Genomic DNA, 16,251 nt, shown 5'->3' on the forward strand with positions numbered 1-16,251 from the left:
TAAAGATTAAATGCAAAAAACTAGTCTACATTTAATCAAATTAGCTAATAGTAAAGTTAGATATCTCTCAGGAATACATTTATGCTAAATCAACCGGAAAATCGTAATCAAAACTATGATTGGAAGAGTAAAGGCTTAGGTTGGGTGCCTGATTATCCAGATTTACGCGACTATAATTTAGATGATGAGGATCTGAGAAATCAGCAACGCTTGAAAGTGGAAGAAACCACAGGTTGGATAGAAAATATTATTGGAGAATTAATTCAAGTAATAAATGAAAATGGTCAAAAAAGTAAAATTAATGAACTAAGAATTAATGAACTAAGAAATAAAATATTGGGAAATGTTATATTTAAAAAGGTAAGAGTTCATAAGCTTTTGCAATATCCAAGTTGTTTGGAAATAAATGAAAACACTAGTAAATTTAGTATTAATAAAATTAAATATGATAGTATTTTGTCGAGACAAGTTCTTCAATTAAAGAAATATCTCGGTATTTTATTATTAACTAAATATTTAGAGCTTCCTGAAAAAATAAATACAAATTATAGTGATGGCACTGATAATAGTTTAGATATGAAACAGCCATTGGATATAATTCAGTGGATGAATGATGAAAATTATGATTTTCGCACAAAAGAAATTGTTGAATTGTTTCAATGTTTATCAAATATTAAGCAAGATGGAATTGTTGGGCTTGAGACTTTTATTCAATTAAATGAATATCTATTAAACCCGAATAAAGATAAATTAGCTGATAAAGATAATAAATGTAAAGAGGATGATGCTAAAAGAAGACCATTAAAAAGAATTAGATATTTTTCAGTAACTTCATTAATACCAGATAATGCTTTTAATAAAATTATATACAACTTATGTTTAAAGGTAAATGAGCAAATTTTACAAGAAATAAAAATAAGAAATTTTCTTGAAGAAGATTTTCTGAATAGCATTAAGGTAAAATCGGACTTTTTTCAAAAAGTTTTAGCAGAGCTAAATTCAAATGAGCTAAATTCAAATATTGTTACTAAAGATAAAAATTGGTTATTAAAAGTTTTAGGAGAAGGGTTAACTAAATCAACCCAATCTATTAGTACAGTTAATCAAAATCAATTTGAAATTAGTGCTAATTTTGAATTTTTAAAGAATTCTCCCTTGCTCGATCCAATAATTTCAATAGCTCTCAGAAGTATTTATCCGTTAGCTCGACTTAGACACCAGACACTTGAAGAATTAGTTGAGCAAGGAATTTCTAACTTTGAAAATCTTATTAAACCAAGACAAGAAGATTTTGATGAACAGCAAAAGCCAAAGGTTGAATACTCCAATAATGAATTAGTTAAATACTCAATTCGTAAAATTATATCTACACTTCGTTATGAAATCCAATCTCTTGAGCAAGAAAATCAAGAAAGACAAATAAAAAATGAAAAATTTACAACAGAGTTTATCAATTCTTTTGTCCTATGTTTCTTTATCAAAAAATACTTAAATCAATTTGAGTATACACGAGAAGCTGTAGAAGAAATTGAAAAAGAAATTGCTGATATTGACAATTCAGATGTTACCAACTCATCTCCTTATAATCTTTTTGATAAGCAAGAAGTATTTGAAATTGTAACAGAGAGAAATACCAAAAGCTCTACTCAGAAACAAGAAGAACTATTCCTAACTTTAAATTTATATATTCCCATATTCAGCAGTAAAAATCTTAAATATTTAGAAAAGCCGAAAGCACAGGAAGAAAAAGATAAAAAACCATTTTTTCAACTTCCTAGCGTAGTGGATTTAAGTTATTGGTTTTCTTCAGTCAAAGACCAAGGTTCTTTACAATCATGTACTGCATTTGCTGCTATTTCGTTATTAGAGTATTTTGCCAATAAAAACTCTAAAGATAAAATTGAACCGTCTCCTATGTTTCTCTACAAGGCTGCACGTAACAAAATGAAAGTTACAGGAGATGTAGGTTCGTCAATTAGAGAAACGATGAAAGCATTAGCCTTATTTGGCGTTCCACCAGAAGAATATTGGTCTTATGATGAAAAAAAAGTAGATGAAGAACCACCACCATACTGCTATGCTTTTGCTCAAAATTACAAGACAATAAAGTATTTTCTTTTAGATTATGCTGGTATTACTGAAGAAACTCTTTTATTTCAAATAAAAGCAGTTTTGTCCGCAGGATTTCCTTGCATTTTTGGACTTACACTTTATAGCTCTGTCTACAAAAGCTCGAACGAAAAAGGTCATATTCCGTTTCCAGATTATCAGGAAGATAAGATTGTTGGTGGACATACACTTGTAGCAGTTGGTTATGATGATTTTCAGTTCGTTAAATGTGCCAATGGTCAGAAATACTCAAAAGGTGCATTTTTAGTAAGGAATTCTTGGGGAACTGAATGGGGTGTAAAAGGTTACGGTTGGCTTCCTTACGATTATGTATTAGCTGGATTAACCTCTGCTTGGTGGTCGTTGCTCAAATCAGAATGGTTTAACGAGAATAATTTTGGTTTGTCAGGTACAGGTGGTGAAGGAGTACCAGGTAGTACAGGTACATAAATGCTGATAATTTAATGGTTGCGATCGCCTAACATAGATTTTAATCAATGCTGTAGAGCGACGAATTATTTAGACAAAACGGCAGATTCTTTGTCATTGGAGTTTAGACTAATTTTGCTTACCAAACCACCAAACCCTTATCCAGAAAGGCTTTCCTAATTTATAGGTAAGTTTTAGATTCCTAAGTTTAAAATGCTTGTTACACAAGAGCTGTAGCCTGAAAAATAGAATTTAGTCTAAACTCCAGCCAAAAGTAAGCAAAAGCAAATTGCGCTACCGCTTGAGAATAAGGGCCTTATGTGATGCGTTGCAATAGCGCAGCCTCTTTGAGTAATCGAGTGTCGGAGCTAGCGACATTACGAATTAGTAATTAGCTAAACAAATATCACTATGAGTTGTGAACTTTGAATTAAAAAATTGTTTGAACTCAACACTCACAACTCATAACTTTCTAAGATTATCGTGCTGGTAGTTGTGGGTGTGTGGTCGAGTACTTGGTCACTATGCCAGAAATTTCGGGGTTGTAAAGCCTGAGATAATTCCAGTAGTTGCCAAATACTTGCCGCACATAGTTTTTAGTTTCATCAAAGGGAATTTCTTCAACAAACTCATCTGGATCTTTTGTAGTTAGAGTTTGCAACCATTTGGAGACATTGCCGGGCCCAGCATTGTAACTAGCGATCGCCAGCAAGGAGTTATTGTTATATTGATCGTGAGTATGACCCAAATACCATGTACCCAGCATGATGTTATCGTTGGGATTTTCTAAGTTGATTGTTTTGAAATCCACCTTGATTTGTGGTGCAATCCATTTAGCTGTACTCGGCAACAGTTGCATTAAACCAGTAGCATCAGCGACAGATTTGATTTTTGGTTCAAACCGTGACTCTTGACGCATCAAAGCAGTTACTAGCAAAGGATTTAGTTTACGGTCAATAGACCACTTTTCAATCTCTCGCTGATAGGGAAATGGATAACGCGCTTGCCAGTAGGTGATTTGTTTACTCAGAGTCTGATATTGGGCAACTTCGGCTGGTATTTCTCGGTCTTCCAATTTAGAAATTTCATCAATTCCGATGAGATTTTCTCCTTTAGCCTGCCGCATCAACCCTTCAGTAAATTGCTCTGCTACCGTTGGCTGAATTTTGTTCTGAAATTCTGTTTGCCATTGTAACCAGGCATCGCGGTCTTGACCTAGCAGATACAATTCTTTGAAAGTTTCAGAACCAGCAGGCGGTAATGGACGCTGGGGTGCGATTACTTCCGGGTTCATGACGCGCACGTTGTCAAAGTTGCCGACATTTAGCCCCAACATTGTCGCGGCTCGCCATGCATAGTAAGAGTAGGGAAACTGGCTAACCACATATTCATAAGCAGTTTTAGATTCTTGCTGTTTCCCCAGTGCAGCCGCCCATTTACCTACCCAAAAGCCTGCTCTTGGAGCCAAAATGCTATTGGGGTTATTGGTGACGATTGGTTCTGCCCATTGCCAAGCACCGACGTAATCTTTGGCATTGGCTTTATCTTGGGCGATTTTCCAACGGTATTCTGCTGCTTCGTCAGAGTTACCGTATTTACTTATGAGTAATTGCCACGCCGCGCTAGCTGACTTTTGATCCTTGAGAGTTTGGATTTTGGCTTTTTGTGCCAGTGCAGTACCAGCTTGTTTGGGAAATTTACTAATTACTTGGTCAAGATAGGGTAAGCCGTCTTTAGGTGTTTTTGCGGTTTCTGCTAACCGCAGTAGTGCCGTCCCAGTTTCCTCACTATTGGGAAATTGCTGCACTAATTGTTTATAGGTGGCGATCGCTTTTTCTTTATCTTTGCCTCCCACCTGTAAGCCCCGTGCAGTACGGTAGAGGTTGCGCGATGTTTTGGGTGCTTTGGCGTAAGCATTGGCCGCTTTCGGAAATTGACTATTTTCCCAATAGCTAGTGCCAATGAGTTCCCAATCTTCGGGTTTGAGGGTAGTCTGTTTTGCTAGCTGATCCAAAATGCCCACTATGCCTGGTTGATCGTAGGCATACTTAGCCAAAATTAATTGTAATTGTGGCTGATTGGGATTTTCTTGCAAGCGTTTGCGGATAATTTCCCAAGTTAGAGGATTGGAAGGAAATTGAGCGATCGCAGTTTCTTGTTGCTTTGGTTGAGCAATCAGATATAGCGCTTTGACTGCGGCCGGTTCTTTGGGATACAGTTTTAGCACCCTTTGCCTGAGATCCGAGGCTTTGCCGTCCTCGCCCAGCAAATCCTCTGCCTGGGCTTGTTTGAGCAAAATGTAGGGTGCGAGAATCGGATAGTCTTTCTCTAGTCCTTCGAGTAAAACTAGAGCTTTTTGCCCTTGGGTTCTTTCAATATAATCACTCGCCAAAAGATAACGAGCGCGGTTGCGATCGGGCGATCGCGATTCGGCAGCGATCGTTGCTAGTTTTGCCGCCCGTTCTGGCAGCGATTGCGATATCAGCCCAAAGACGGCCGATCGAGCAACACTACCGTCCGATCTTGGCTCTGCTTGATTCTGACTCAGTTTGAGCCATTTCCCCAAAGACTTGCCAATCTCAGGTGCTGATACCATTGCCCCAGTTAAAAAGGCCAACAGTGCCGCACCCGCAATTATCGAAATTTGCTTTTTCTGTAGTTTCTTCAGCATGAATACCCGCTGAAAAGTTTCGGTGAATTTCTTGAAACTCTAACACTCCTAACCATCAGTGTTACCAATTTTTAATTTTAGATTTTTTATTTTATGTAGAAAAATACTAATTTTCAATCCTTCAGTTGGTATTATTGAGTAATTAGCACATATTAGATCCTATTACATCTATCTTGGGTATATCTTAAAAGATGTGGGAGGTAGTTCTTCAGTTGGGGATTCGACTTCTACTGATTTGGTACGACTGAATTCCCTTACCTTGTAAGAAGCTGACACGACAGTGCAAATCTGAAACTCTTCTCTCGATAAATAAATTACGTCGCCACCACTTGGGTATTTTCCAGTTTTGTCGGGTGTATTATCGCCTCAGCCTAACGCACCGTCATAAATTTTCGTGCGTTATGGACTATAGATTTAACGCACCCTAGCAAATTAAAGCTAATGTAGAGCAGGTTTTGAAATTTGCGCGTACACCGTTGCTGAAACAGTAAGAGAAATAGAGCGGAGTTTATTAGTATACATTAATACTTAACAAATATCCTCTAAATCCCCATCGATCGCATTCTGAATTCTGACTTCTGACTTCTCATTTAAGTTTTTCGTGAGCAGCCAAAATAATTTTTTCAGTTTCTTCCCAGCTAATACATTTGTCAGTTACAGAAACACCATATTTTAATTCTTCTTGTTTCCCAGCAATCGGTTGACTACCTTCATACAAATGCGATTCTAGCATCATGCCAACAATTGATGTATTACCATCCACTATTTGCTGAATAATATTTTCTAAGACAGCACCTTGTAATTTGTAATCTTTATTGGTATTGCCGTGGCTACAGTCGATCACAATTCTCGGTGGTAAATTTGCCTGTTTTAATTTCTCTTCTACCAGTTTGACATTTGCTGGATCGAAGTTAGGTTGACTACCACCTCTTAAAATTACGTGACCGTAGCCATTACCTTTAGTTTGAAAGACGCTGACCTGACCGTTTTGATTAATTCCCAAAAAACTATGCGGGTTCCCAGCTGATTGTAGAGCATTCAAAGCTACTTGAATATTGCCATCAGTACCGTTTTTAAAACCTACAGGCATCGAAAGTCCACTGGCCATTTCGCGGTGAGTTTGTGATTCAGTTGTGCGTGCGCCAATGGCAGACCATGTAATCAGTTCGCTGATATATTGAGGGATGATTGGATCTAGTGCTTCTGTGCCAGCAGGTAATCCCAACTCTGTAATTTTTAATAGTAGCTCCCGTGCAATTAATAAACCTTTCTCTACATGAAAAGAATCATCCATATCTGGATCGTTAATTAACCCTTTCCAGCCTACAGTTGTTCTGGGTTTTTCAAAATACACTCGCATAATTAGTAGCAAGTTATCCTTGACTTGCTCGGACAAGATTTTTAATCTCTCAGAATATTCGAGTGCTGCTTTTGGGTCATGGATTGAGCATGGGCCAACTACTATAAATTTCCGACGATCCTTAAAATCCAGGATATCTTCTATTTCCTGCCTATATGCTAAAACTCTTTGTTCGGCTAATTGTGTTAAAGGTAATTTTGACTTGACTTCATTGGGAGTTAATAAAATGCGATCGTTCTCAATGTTAGCGTTATCGATATTACTATTAAATAATTTGTTGTGCATGGGGGATGCTTTGGCAATTCTATAGACGCACTTCAACTCAAAAGTGTAACATAAACCAATGAAATTTTAAAATAGCTTATTTTTTACTTGACAAATTTCTAATTAGACTGTAAATGAGTAAAATTATAACTAAAAAAGGGGAAAACATTTCCCCTTTTCTTTTTTATTGGACTACCGACTTAGTAGTAGTGTATATCATTACTGCCATACAAACACTTTAGCTTCGTATGGTCCCAAGTCAATTACGATGCCATCTTCACCAGATTCGACATCATAATTGCCTGTCCACTCGTGCCATGTCCCAGCGCTAGGAAAGTCAGGAACTTGATAGCCTCCTAGAAAATTTTCTGAGAAATTTGCAATTACGACTACACGAGAACCTTCATCATTCCAACGAGTATAAGCTAATACTTTTGCTTCCGGATTTTCGTGGATAAAATCGATATTTTCTGTGTAGAGAGCGTGATTGCTTTTACGCAGGTTAGTTAAGCCTTTGTATGATTCAAATAAACCACGATTTAAATCGTTACCTAACAGTGTCCAATCAATTTTGGATGATTCAGGTTGTTTAGGTTTATACTCGCCAAATTCTTCTCCCATCCAAATCAAAGGCACACCAACAGCAGTCATTAGGATGGCTACTCCTAATTTGACCCGGCGAAATGCTTCTTCGTCAAAAATCTCACGGTTCCCCAGTTCAACCATGACATGATTATGGTCGTGGTTAGTGAGATAATTTACTACATTGGTAGCACCCAAAAAGCCTTGGCGCTTGCAGTCAATCACATCTTTGAGACGCTCTAAATCAAACGTATCACCGCAAATGTGTTCTAGAATGCAATGATAAAAACTATCATGCCAGCAACCATCCATCGGCCCATCTACATTGGTAATGCTGGTAGTTTCAGGAATGTGTTCGGCAACATTATAAAAAGGCTTCATGCTAGCAGTGTTTTTGGCTTCCTGAACAATCCAGTGCATGAAGTCGTAGTTAGCAATTTGCCGCGCCGCATCATAGCGAATACCATCAAGATGAAATTCTCCAATCCAAAAACGAATTGTATCACCAATAAATTTCCAGGCTGGTTTAATATCTAATTTTTCATCATAATGTTCGTAATTAAACTCAGGCCCCCAATTATTATCAGGGTCACGAGGTTCGTGATGATACCAGTAATCGTGGTCAATTTGTGTTAAAGGAGCAGATGCTTCTGAGTGGTTGTAAATTCCGTCAATAATTACACGAATGCCTCTGCCATGACACTCATCAATCAAATTTTTTAACTCAGCAGTAGAACCATAACTTGATTCTGTTGCAAAAAAGTGACGAGGGTTATAACCCCAACTATAATCACCAGGATATTCTTTAAGTGGCATCAACTCAATAGCATTGACTCCTAGTTCGCACAAATAGTCTAACTTTTCAACTACGTGTTTGTACTTGCCTCGTGCATAAGGGTCGTCCTCGCCACCAGAAAAGTCACCGACATGCAATTCATAAATTACTAATTCGTGGTCAGCAGGTAAAGGTTTGTCATCATGTTGCCAAACATAAGTATCGGTAATCCTTTGCCCATCTTTGACCCGGATAATACCATCATCTTTTCCACTTTGTTCATCTATATCAGTTGCATAAGGATCTGTAACATCAACCCATTGCTCTGGTTCAAAAAACCATGAATTTGATTGAACGCGAAATTTATATTTATAAACGCCGTCTTCTAGTTCAACACTTGTACGAAAATAACCATCATCACCTTTTTCCATTGGAATTTCTTGCCAATCAGAAAAAGAACCAATTAATGCTACTCCTTTGTTATAAGGTGCAAATAAATTAAATTCAATTGGCTTTGCCATAGAAGTGTTTGTAATACCAAGGGTTGATAGAAGTATTCTCGGATGCTCAATTGAATTTGCAAATCGCTCTACAGAAAGAATTATGTAACCAGCGCTTCTATCTTCAGGATGAATTTATCAATAAAATTGTAAAGAATTACTGTGATTAATATTTTTTGACTGTCTATCATATTTTTTTACTAATATCAAATTCAACGTCAGGCATTTTTCGCTCGTAATACTACTAAGCCTAAAATGCTATTGAACTCAAAGTGTAAAATTAGAGGATGTTTTAAAAGTCACGATTGATGTATCAAATATTTTTTTACCCCACCCTAACCCTCCCCTTATAAAGGGGAGCCACTGCGTTGGGCGGGCAACGCCCGACTTGAAGCATGTGGCGTGAGAGAACCGGATTTTTCTTATTTCCCCCCTTTATAAGGGGGGACTAAGGGGGGTAACAATGCAATTAAAATCACAGCCCATCACTTTTCAAACAACCTATTAGAACGGATAGATTAATGGCTTTTTCTTAAGTTTTTAAATAGCAGATATTTAGTAAGGATAAGAGATTGTTTGCTAAATATCTGCGGTATTGGATTACTCAATTTTGCTGCTAGTTTTTTGCAGATAACTTAACAACCAATTTGCCGCCGTTGCCCTGCGAGTTTGCCGAGGCCCAAATTCCCCAATTTTGTAACCTTTGAAACCCAGTTTTTCTTTTAGCATTTGTTTATTTTCAGCAGGAATGGAACGAGTCAACTTGACTGTTGCAGGGCGAGATTCAAGAAAATCTGGTGGTTGTGGGTACTCATCTTGCCATTCTGGTGCAACTAAGCTGGTGTCCCATTGTGCAATTGAAGAGTCATAACGATAGCCTAAATAATACCATAGCAACTGGTTGACTGTGGCATCATCAAGTTTATCGTCAAGAATTGCCCAAATTGTTTCTGTATTAAGTGGTGGCAGGTTAGACATAAACAATTCAAAATTATAAGTTGAAAAACTGACTACTAAATTAATTAAATTCACTACAGTTAGGAGGTAGTTAAAAATACTTTATCACTAGTTTGCGGCACTCCCAAAGTGGGGGATAATTTTATTTTTATCTATACCTGCTGGAAGATTTATTCGCTACAACCATTAGACAAACTACTAAAGTGACCCCAAATAAAGAAATTCGCCAACTCAGGAGGAAAATTATGGGAATAGAGGATATGTTCAGAAATATAGTCGGTGGCAAGCAGAAACAACGCGATCGAGAATGGGATAATCGCGATCGCCAGTACAGACATCGCGGCGATGATGACGATGACCGCCAGTACAGACATCGCGGCGATGATGATGACGATGACCGCCAGTACAGACATCGTGGCGATGATGATGACGATGACCGCCAGTACAGACATCGCGGCGATGATGATGACGATGACCGCCAGTACAGACATCGTGGCGATGATGATGACGATGACCGCCAGTACAGACATCGCGGCGACGATGATAACGAAGAGCAGGATTAATTATTGCAAGTTGGAGTTAAAAACAGGTTGTGTATACACAAACTAGGTAGACTGGAAATCGTAAAGATTAGACCAGTCTATGCACAATTCCACATCACTGCCAAAGATTATCCGCGCCCATGTATTCATTTCTGGCCGAGTCCACGGAGTAGGCTATCGCTATTCCACTGTCGATACAGCTAGGCAGTTGGGATTAACCGGTTGGGTGCGGAATCTCCCGGATAATCGAGTAGAGGCAGTCTTTGAAGGGGCGCGAGAGGTCGTAGATGATATGGTTCGCTGGTGTCATTCTGGGCCACCTGCTGCTGTAGTTAAAGATATTGTGGTTGAGTATGAAGAACCGGAAGGGTTGCGGGGATTTGAAGTGAAGCGGGTTGAGTAAATAGTTAGTCATAGACCGCTAGTTTACTGCCTGTGAAAAATTTTGATTACAATGCAGATGTCCACTAGGCGGCGTGCTGTCTATCCACGTAAATCCAGAAGATACTCAATGAGTAATCAATTAAAAGACTACAATCCCAGCGGCGTAGGTGAAATAAATGGCAACCTCTTAGGTTTGCCCTGCGATTATGAGTCTGCAAACTTGATTGTTTTTGGTGTGCCGTGGGAAGTCACTGTTTCTTATGGTGCTGGCACTGCTAATGGCCCACAGCGAATTCTAGATGCTTCGACTCAATTAGATTTGTTCGATTTCGATCACCCTGATGGTTGGAAGCAGGGAATTTTTATGGAAGAAATTCCCCAAGATATTTTAGAGAAGAACACATACTACCGCGCTTTGGCAGCAAAAATTATTGAGCGATTAGCCGAAGGTAAACAACTTTCAGATACACCAGATTTAACATCTGTCCTCACAGAAATTAATCAGGCTAGTCAACGGGTTAATCGATGGCTGTTTGAAAATTGTCAGGCAGCGATTAATAATGGAAAGCGAGTTGCAGTCATAGGTGGAGATCACAGTTCGCCTTTAGGTTATTTTCAAGCATTAGCAGCTAAATATCCAAACTATGGCATTTTGCACATTGATGCCCACGCAGATTTACGCGATGCTTATGAGGGATTTGAGTTTTCCCATGCGTCGATTATGTTTAATGCGATGAAAATACCGCAAATTACTAAGTTAGTGCAGGTAGGTTTGCGTGATATTAGTCATGATGAAGTACAAATGATTGACGAATCTGATAGTCGCATTATTGCTTATTACGATCCCGCTATTAAGCAAAAGCTTTACTCTGGCACAACTTGGATTGATTTATGCCGAGAAATTATCAGTCATTTACCTGAGTATGTTTATATTAGCTTTGATGTAGATGGCTTAGATCCAAAACTATGTCCGAGTACGGGTACTCCTGTTCCAGGTGGGTTGGAATTAGAGCAAACTTTTTGTCTGTTCCGAGAATTGGTCAATAGTGGAAGAAAAATTATTGGCTTTGATATCTGCGAAGTTGGTGATGCGGAGTGGGATGGTAATGTGGGAGCGCGGGTAGTTTACAAGCTGGCAAATTTGATGGATTTATCAAACAGAATTCAGGAGTCAGGAGTCAGAATGGGCTAAACCTTAGCTATCCGCTAACACAATTAATTCTGTACGACACTTCTCTACGTTCGCGTAGCATCTGTCTGCGATACGCTACGCGATCGCCAACGGCATGCCTTCTCTACGAGAGTCCGCGATAGCGCAGTAGTAGCCAGTATTCGAGCGTCGCGTGTGAACAAGAAGTTTTAAAACCCCCACTAAATTAACGTGAGTTCGACAAGCCCTTTTTTGACCTCTCCCCCAACCCCTCTTGGACACCCAGAGGGGAGCCAAAACCCTCCAAGAAATAAATTATCCAATCTTGTGGGGTGGGCATCTTGCCCGCCCATAGTCAAAGGCGGGCAAGATGCCCACCCCACAATAAATAGTTGTATATTTTTTTATTTGGAAGTCCCTAATACCAATTCTATTAACGATCGCAACACATCCTTGAGTAAAGACGTGATGAATCGCGCCTGTACAAATGCTCTATTTGTCGCATTTTTTTTGATTGGTATAACGTCTCTGAAAAAGAAGATTTAGTGCTTTTCAATCAGTGGCGGGTCTGTAGCAAGATCCCATAGGGTATTCCCTACTGATTGTTCTGACTTGTGAATTATTCTTCAACCAGAATTTATATAAGGAACAAACAATCAGTACATTAGCGTCTGTCTCTATATCTCTCTGAAAACACAAATACTAAATTAATTCCAAGTGCTGAAGTTTTGGAATTATATACTTTATTGTCTACTTAGTGGCTGGATACTATTTTTAGTTATATTTTACTATGAAAATCATGCTGAAAAACTACTTTAACACCAATCAAGGGCGAATTTTCACTGCTTTGATTTTGACTGGAATTTTGTCTGTTGCTAGCAGTTTAACACTTGTAAAAGGTGCTACGGGGGCTTCTACAAATTTATCGCTAGAAACAAGCAATGAAGTTCTCAAAGAGAATATTAAACCAAACCGTTTGCCACGTCCAGTAGCTAATGCGGTACTGCGCGATTTAGCTCGCAGGCAGGGAATTTTTACTAGACAACTGCAAATTATTGACTACAATCAACAGACTTGGCGCAATGGTTGCTTGGAACTGCCTCAAGCTGATGAATTCTGTACCCAAGCCTTAGTTCCTGGTTGGCGGGTTGTGGTATCTAATGGCAAACAAAACTGGGTTTATCATACCAATAATAATGGGCGATCGCTACGTTTAGCTTCGGCAAATACTCCCTCAGAAAATCTGCCAAATAAATTACCCACATCTGTAAAAAATGCTGTTTTAAAAGCCGCATCCAAACGTTTGCAACAGCCAATTTCTCAGTTAACCATTATTGAGGCTCAACAGCAAACTTGGAGAGATAGCTGTTTAGAATTAGCTAATCCTGATGAATTATGTACCCAAGCTTTGGTATCAGGCTGGCGGGTGGTTGTCGGCGGAGTCGGTCAAACTTTGGTTTATCATACTAATCAAACAGGTTCCGCACTCAGGCTGAATCAAAAGGCTAACGAAACTACACTGGGGCCTGTGCAAATTCCAGCTAGTGAGTTACCACCACCGTTAGATCGAGATATAGTATTTCGCCAAATCTCCAGTGGGGGTTTTGCTGGCAGAACCTATGAGACTGTTTTACTCAAAGATGGGCGACTGATTCGCGTGCGGATTGGTGATGCTAATGATTCTGAACGTAGTGTTCGCCGCGTTTCTGTGCAACAGGTACAACAATTTGTGCGATCGCTAGAACGTTCTCAGTTTAGTAAATTTCGGAATTTGAGTTACCCAGCCCCCAGTGGTGCTGCTGATTACATCACCTACACCCTCACCAGCCAAGAAGGTACGGTTCAGTACAACGATATTTCTCAAAATAACCTGCCAAAGAATTTACAGACAGCAGTCAAAGCCTGGAATCAAATTGTCGCCAGCGCACAATCATAAACTTCATTGATGGAATTGAAGAATAAGAGAGTGGCGGGAACCTAGCTACAGAGTCGCCACTCTCTTATAAAGTGATGGGTTTCAAATTTCATAGATACTGGCGATCGCGCTATCTTGAAAAATCAACTTTCAAGATAGCGAAACTAATGAAAGGTGTTTACGGCAATATTTGGTTGAAATACTTATTTAATTCGCCGTTTTATAAAATACCACATAGGATTAAAATTAAACATGAAACCTACTGTTAACAAGCAGCTACTTGAACAGCAATATTATATTAAATTGTCAATCCCCCAAAAGAAGTAACTTAAAAATATTAATTAAGCTTATTTAGTTTAAATTGGGTAAGCAAGTTTGTAGTAAGGACTAAAGTGCTTATTATAAAATCTCTTGCACTAGCTTAGACATTCGACTAGTACAGCACGACGGAAATCTAGCTACTATCTCAATTAACTAGATAAGTTGCTCTGAACAACTTATTAAAGGTAGGCAAATTTCCGCCACAGCGAACTAGTATTTTTTGCTCAATTATACTCGATTAAGGTGAAAAAATAGCACGCTTAATCAAGTAATATAAACTTAGTAAAAAAATATTTTGGAAAAACAGGCTTGTATATTAATCAAACATTAATTACATGGAACAAGTCATTACTTCAATGCCAGATGCTTTGTTAGTAACCAGTAATTCAGGAAAAATAAAAAAAGTAAATCATGCTGCTCAACAATTATTTGGTTTTCAGGAAGAAGAATTAATAAATCAACCAATATCATTAATTATTGATGAGGATCAATTTTTAATTAAAGCTATTTGTCAACATTTTTATTTAAAGCATAATGCCCAAAATCTAGAAGTGGTTTGTCGAACCAAAACTAGAGAGAAACTGTTGATTGCTTTTTCTTGCTCAGTGATTCCCAAAAAAACAGAAGGGCTAGAAGATATTGTCTATATTGGTCGGGATATTACTGCTTGGCAACGCCGAGAACAGCGTACAAGTGCCCAGTATTCTATTACTCGCATATTATCAGAATCACAAAGCATAAAACAGGGAATTCCCCAAATTTTGCAGTCGATTTGTCAAAACTTGGGATGGGATTTAGGCGAACTTTGGACACCAAGCCAATATATTGGCACTTCCCTACAAGGAGATAGTCTTAATGCAGTACTAAGGTGTGTAGAAATTTGGTCAAGTCGATTAGTTTCTGTCCGAGAGTTTAAAGCAATCACTTGGCAAACTACTTATATACCTGGTGTTGGCTTACCTGGTCGAATTTGGATCAGACGTTTACCTTTGTGGATTAAAGATATCACAGTAGATGGAGATCAAAGGCGATCGCTACCGGCTGCGGAGGCTGGATTGCACGCAGCTTTTGGCTTCCCCATTTTAGACGATAGTGAAATCTTAGGAGTGATGGTTTTCTTTAGTCGAGAGTTACTACCAAAAGATAAAGACCTATTGCAAATGATGGGTTCTATTGGTAGCCAAATTGCCCAATTTATCAAACGCAAACAAGCAGAAAATGCTCTTGTAGAAAGTGAAGAGCGATATCGAGATTTATTTGAAAATGCTAATGACTTGATTCAATGTGTCAATCCATTTGGTCGGTTTTTATATGTCAATCGTGCATGGCGAGAAACTTTGGGATATAGCGAAGCTGAAATTGCGAATATGAGTATTTTCGATATTATACATCCAGAGTTTAAACAAAGCTGTTTGCAAAGATTTTATCGCGTACTATCAGGAGAAAACCTTGGGCAAGTAACAGCTATATTCGTTACTAAAGATGGTCAAACAATCTTTTTAGAAGGTAATATTAATTGTAAATTTGTTGAAGGTCATCCAGTTGCGATTCGCGGCATTTTTCGCAATATAAGCCAGCGAGTAGCAGCAGAAGAAGCACTTTGTTATCAGCAGAAAGAAGCCGAACGTTTATTGCTGAATATTTTGCCAGTCGCAATTTCTAGAGAAGTAAAAGAACAACCAGCAAAAATTGCCGAAGACTTTGCTGATGTCACAGTTTTATTTGCAGATATCATTGGCTTCACCGAAATTGCTACTTCTATGAGTGCAATTCAACTGCTGAACCTACTCAACCCAATTTTCTCAGTTTTCGATCGCCTCACCGAACGATATAGTTTAGAGAGAATCAGAACCATTAACGATGCCTATGTGGTGGTTGGTGGCTTACCTACACGCCGCCAAGATCGTGCTGAAGCGATCGCTCTGATGGCACTGGATATGCAAACTGCGATCGCTCTATTTAATATTGAGAATAACCAAAATTTCAACATCCGTATCGGCATCCATAGCGGTTCGGTAGTCGGGAAAGTCATCGATCTGAATAAGTTTACTTATGAATATAAAGACACGGTAAACATCGCTCGCTCTATGGAATCGCAAGGTATTGCTGGTAAAATCCAAGTTACAGAAAATACTTATAAGTGCTTGTGCGATGAATTTGTATTTGAAAAACGAGGCGAAATTGAAGTTGAAGGTAAAGGGAAGATGACAACTTATTTGTTGATTGGACGCAAGGAATGAGGGCATTGGGCATTGGGCATGGGGCATGGGGCATGGGGAAGAGACAAGGTAG

Annotated in this window: 10 protein-coding genes; 5 read left to right on the forward strand and 5 right to left on the reverse strand. The window is 38.7% G+C overall.

Translation table 11 applies throughout. The features are described from left to right. The first annotated feature begins 81 nt into the window (after nucleotides 1-81). Nucleotides 82-2,559 carry a C1 family peptidase gene (locus RMY64_RS19390; RefSeq protein WP_322700877.1) on the forward strand — a complete coding sequence of 826 codons (2,478 nt, stop codon included), beginning with the start codon at nucleotides 82-84 and terminating at the stop codon, nucleotides 2,557-2,559. A 457-nt stretch (nucleotides 2,560-3,016) separates the two neighbouring features. Here RMY64_RS19390 and RMY64_RS19395 read toward each other — a convergent pair whose 3' ends face one another. The 5 genes from RMY64_RS19395 to RMY64_RS19415 form a co-directional block, all read right to left on the reverse strand. Next, the gene (locus tag RMY64_RS19395; protein ID WP_322700878.1) at nucleotides 3,017-5,209 is read right to left on the reverse strand and encodes a transglycosylase SLT domain-containing protein; all 2,193 of its coding nucleotides are present in this window, start codon (nucleotides 5,207-5,209) and stop codon (nucleotides 3,017-3,019) included. 586 nt (nucleotides 5,210-5,795) lie between these two features. Next, complete coding sequence (locus RMY64_RS19400; protein ID WP_322700879.1) at nucleotides 5,796-6,854, reverse strand: 3-deoxy-7-phosphoheptulonate synthase; 1,059 nt, start codon at nucleotides 6,852-6,854, stop codon at nucleotides 5,796-5,798. A 198-nt stretch (nucleotides 6,855-7,052) separates the two neighbouring features. Next, on the reverse strand, nucleotides 7,053-8,726 hold the full coding sequence (locus RMY64_RS19405) for an alpha-amylase family glycosyl hydrolase (RefSeq protein WP_322674689.1): 1,674 nt from the start codon (nucleotides 8,724-8,726) through the stop codon (nucleotides 7,053-7,055). A 564-nt stretch (nucleotides 8,727-9,290) separates the two neighbouring features. Then, on the reverse strand, nucleotides 9,291-9,668 hold the full coding sequence (locus RMY64_RS19410) for a DUF1823 family protein (protein ID WP_322674684.1): 378 nt from the start codon (nucleotides 9,666-9,668) through the stop codon (nucleotides 9,291-9,293). A 149-nt stretch (nucleotides 9,669-9,817) separates the two neighbouring features. Continuing rightward, nucleotides 9,818-10,177, reverse strand: coding sequence for a hypothetical protein (locus RMY64_RS19415; protein WP_322700880.1), 360 nt, complete (start codon nucleotides 10,175-10,177; stop codon nucleotides 9,818-9,820). 112 nt (nucleotides 10,178-10,289) lie between these two features. Here RMY64_RS19415 and RMY64_RS19420 point away from each other — a divergent pair, with 112 nt between their 5' ends. The 4 genes from RMY64_RS19420 to RMY64_RS19435 all read left to right on the forward strand — a co-directional run bounded on the left by RMY64_RS19420 (nucleotide 10,290) and on the right by RMY64_RS19435 (nucleotide 16,199). Then, nucleotides 10,290-10,592 carry an acylphosphatase gene (locus RMY64_RS19420; RefSeq protein ID WP_322674686.1) on the forward strand — a complete coding sequence of 101 codons (303 nt, stop codon included), beginning with the start codon at nucleotides 10,290-10,292 and terminating at the stop codon, nucleotides 10,590-10,592. Between the two features lie 108 nt (nucleotides 10,593-10,700). Then, nucleotides 10,701-11,765, forward strand: coding sequence for an agmatinase SpeB (gene speB, locus RMY64_RS19425; protein WP_322674687.1), 1,065 nt, complete (start codon nucleotides 10,701-10,703; stop codon nucleotides 11,763-11,765). A 748-nt stretch (nucleotides 11,766-12,513) separates the two neighbouring features. Further along, a complete protein-coding gene (locus RMY64_RS19430) occupies nucleotides 12,514-13,659 on the forward strand; it encodes a hypothetical protein (protein ID WP_322673406.1) in 1,146 nt (381 codons plus the stop codon). A 635-nt stretch (nucleotides 13,660-14,294) separates the two neighbouring features. Next, on the forward strand, nucleotides 14,295-16,199 hold the full coding sequence (locus RMY64_RS19435; protein ID WP_322673405.1) for an adenylate/guanylate cyclase domain-containing protein: 1,905 nt from the start codon (nucleotides 14,295-14,297) through the stop codon (nucleotides 16,197-16,199). Nucleotides 16,200-16,251 lie beyond the last annotated feature (52 nt).

This window comes from Nostoc sp. DedQUE08, from assembly GCF_034530895.1.
GTDB lineage: Bacteria > Cyanobacteriota > Cyanobacteriia > Cyanobacteriales > Nostocaceae > Nostoc.

Coding starts and splice junctions, on each gene's coding strand:
- speB (WP_322674687.1), top strand. CDS start 10,701: ATGAGTAATCAATTAAAAGACTACAATCCCAGCGGCGTAGGTGAAATA.
- RMY64_RS19395 (WP_322700878.1), bottom strand. CDS start 5,209: ATGCTGAAGAAACTACAGAAAAAGCAAATTTCGATAATTGCGGGTGCG.
- RMY64_RS19420 (WP_322674686.1), top strand. CDS start 10,290: ATGCACAATTCCACATCACTGCCAAAGATTATCCGCGCCCATGTATTC.
- RMY64_RS19400 (WP_322700879.1), bottom strand. CDS start 6,854: ATGCACAACAAATTATTTAATAGTAATATCGATAACGCTAACATTGAG.
- RMY64_RS19410 (WP_322674684.1), bottom strand. CDS start 9,668: ATGTCTAACCTGCCACCACTTAATACAGAAACAATTTGGGCAATTCTT.
- RMY64_RS19430 (WP_322673406.1), top strand. CDS start 12,514: ATGAAAATCATGCTGAAAAACTACTTTAACACCAATCAAGGGCGAATT.
- RMY64_RS19390 (WP_322700877.1), top strand. CDS start 82: ATGCTAAATCAACCGGAAAATCGTAATCAAAACTATGATTGGAAGAGT.
- RMY64_RS19435 (WP_322673405.1), top strand. CDS start 14,295: ATGGAACAAGTCATTACTTCAATGCCAGATGCTTTGTTAGTAACCAGT.
- RMY64_RS19415 (WP_322700880.1), bottom strand. CDS start 10,177: ATGTCTGTACTGGCGGTCATCGTCATCATCATCGCCACGATGTCTGTA.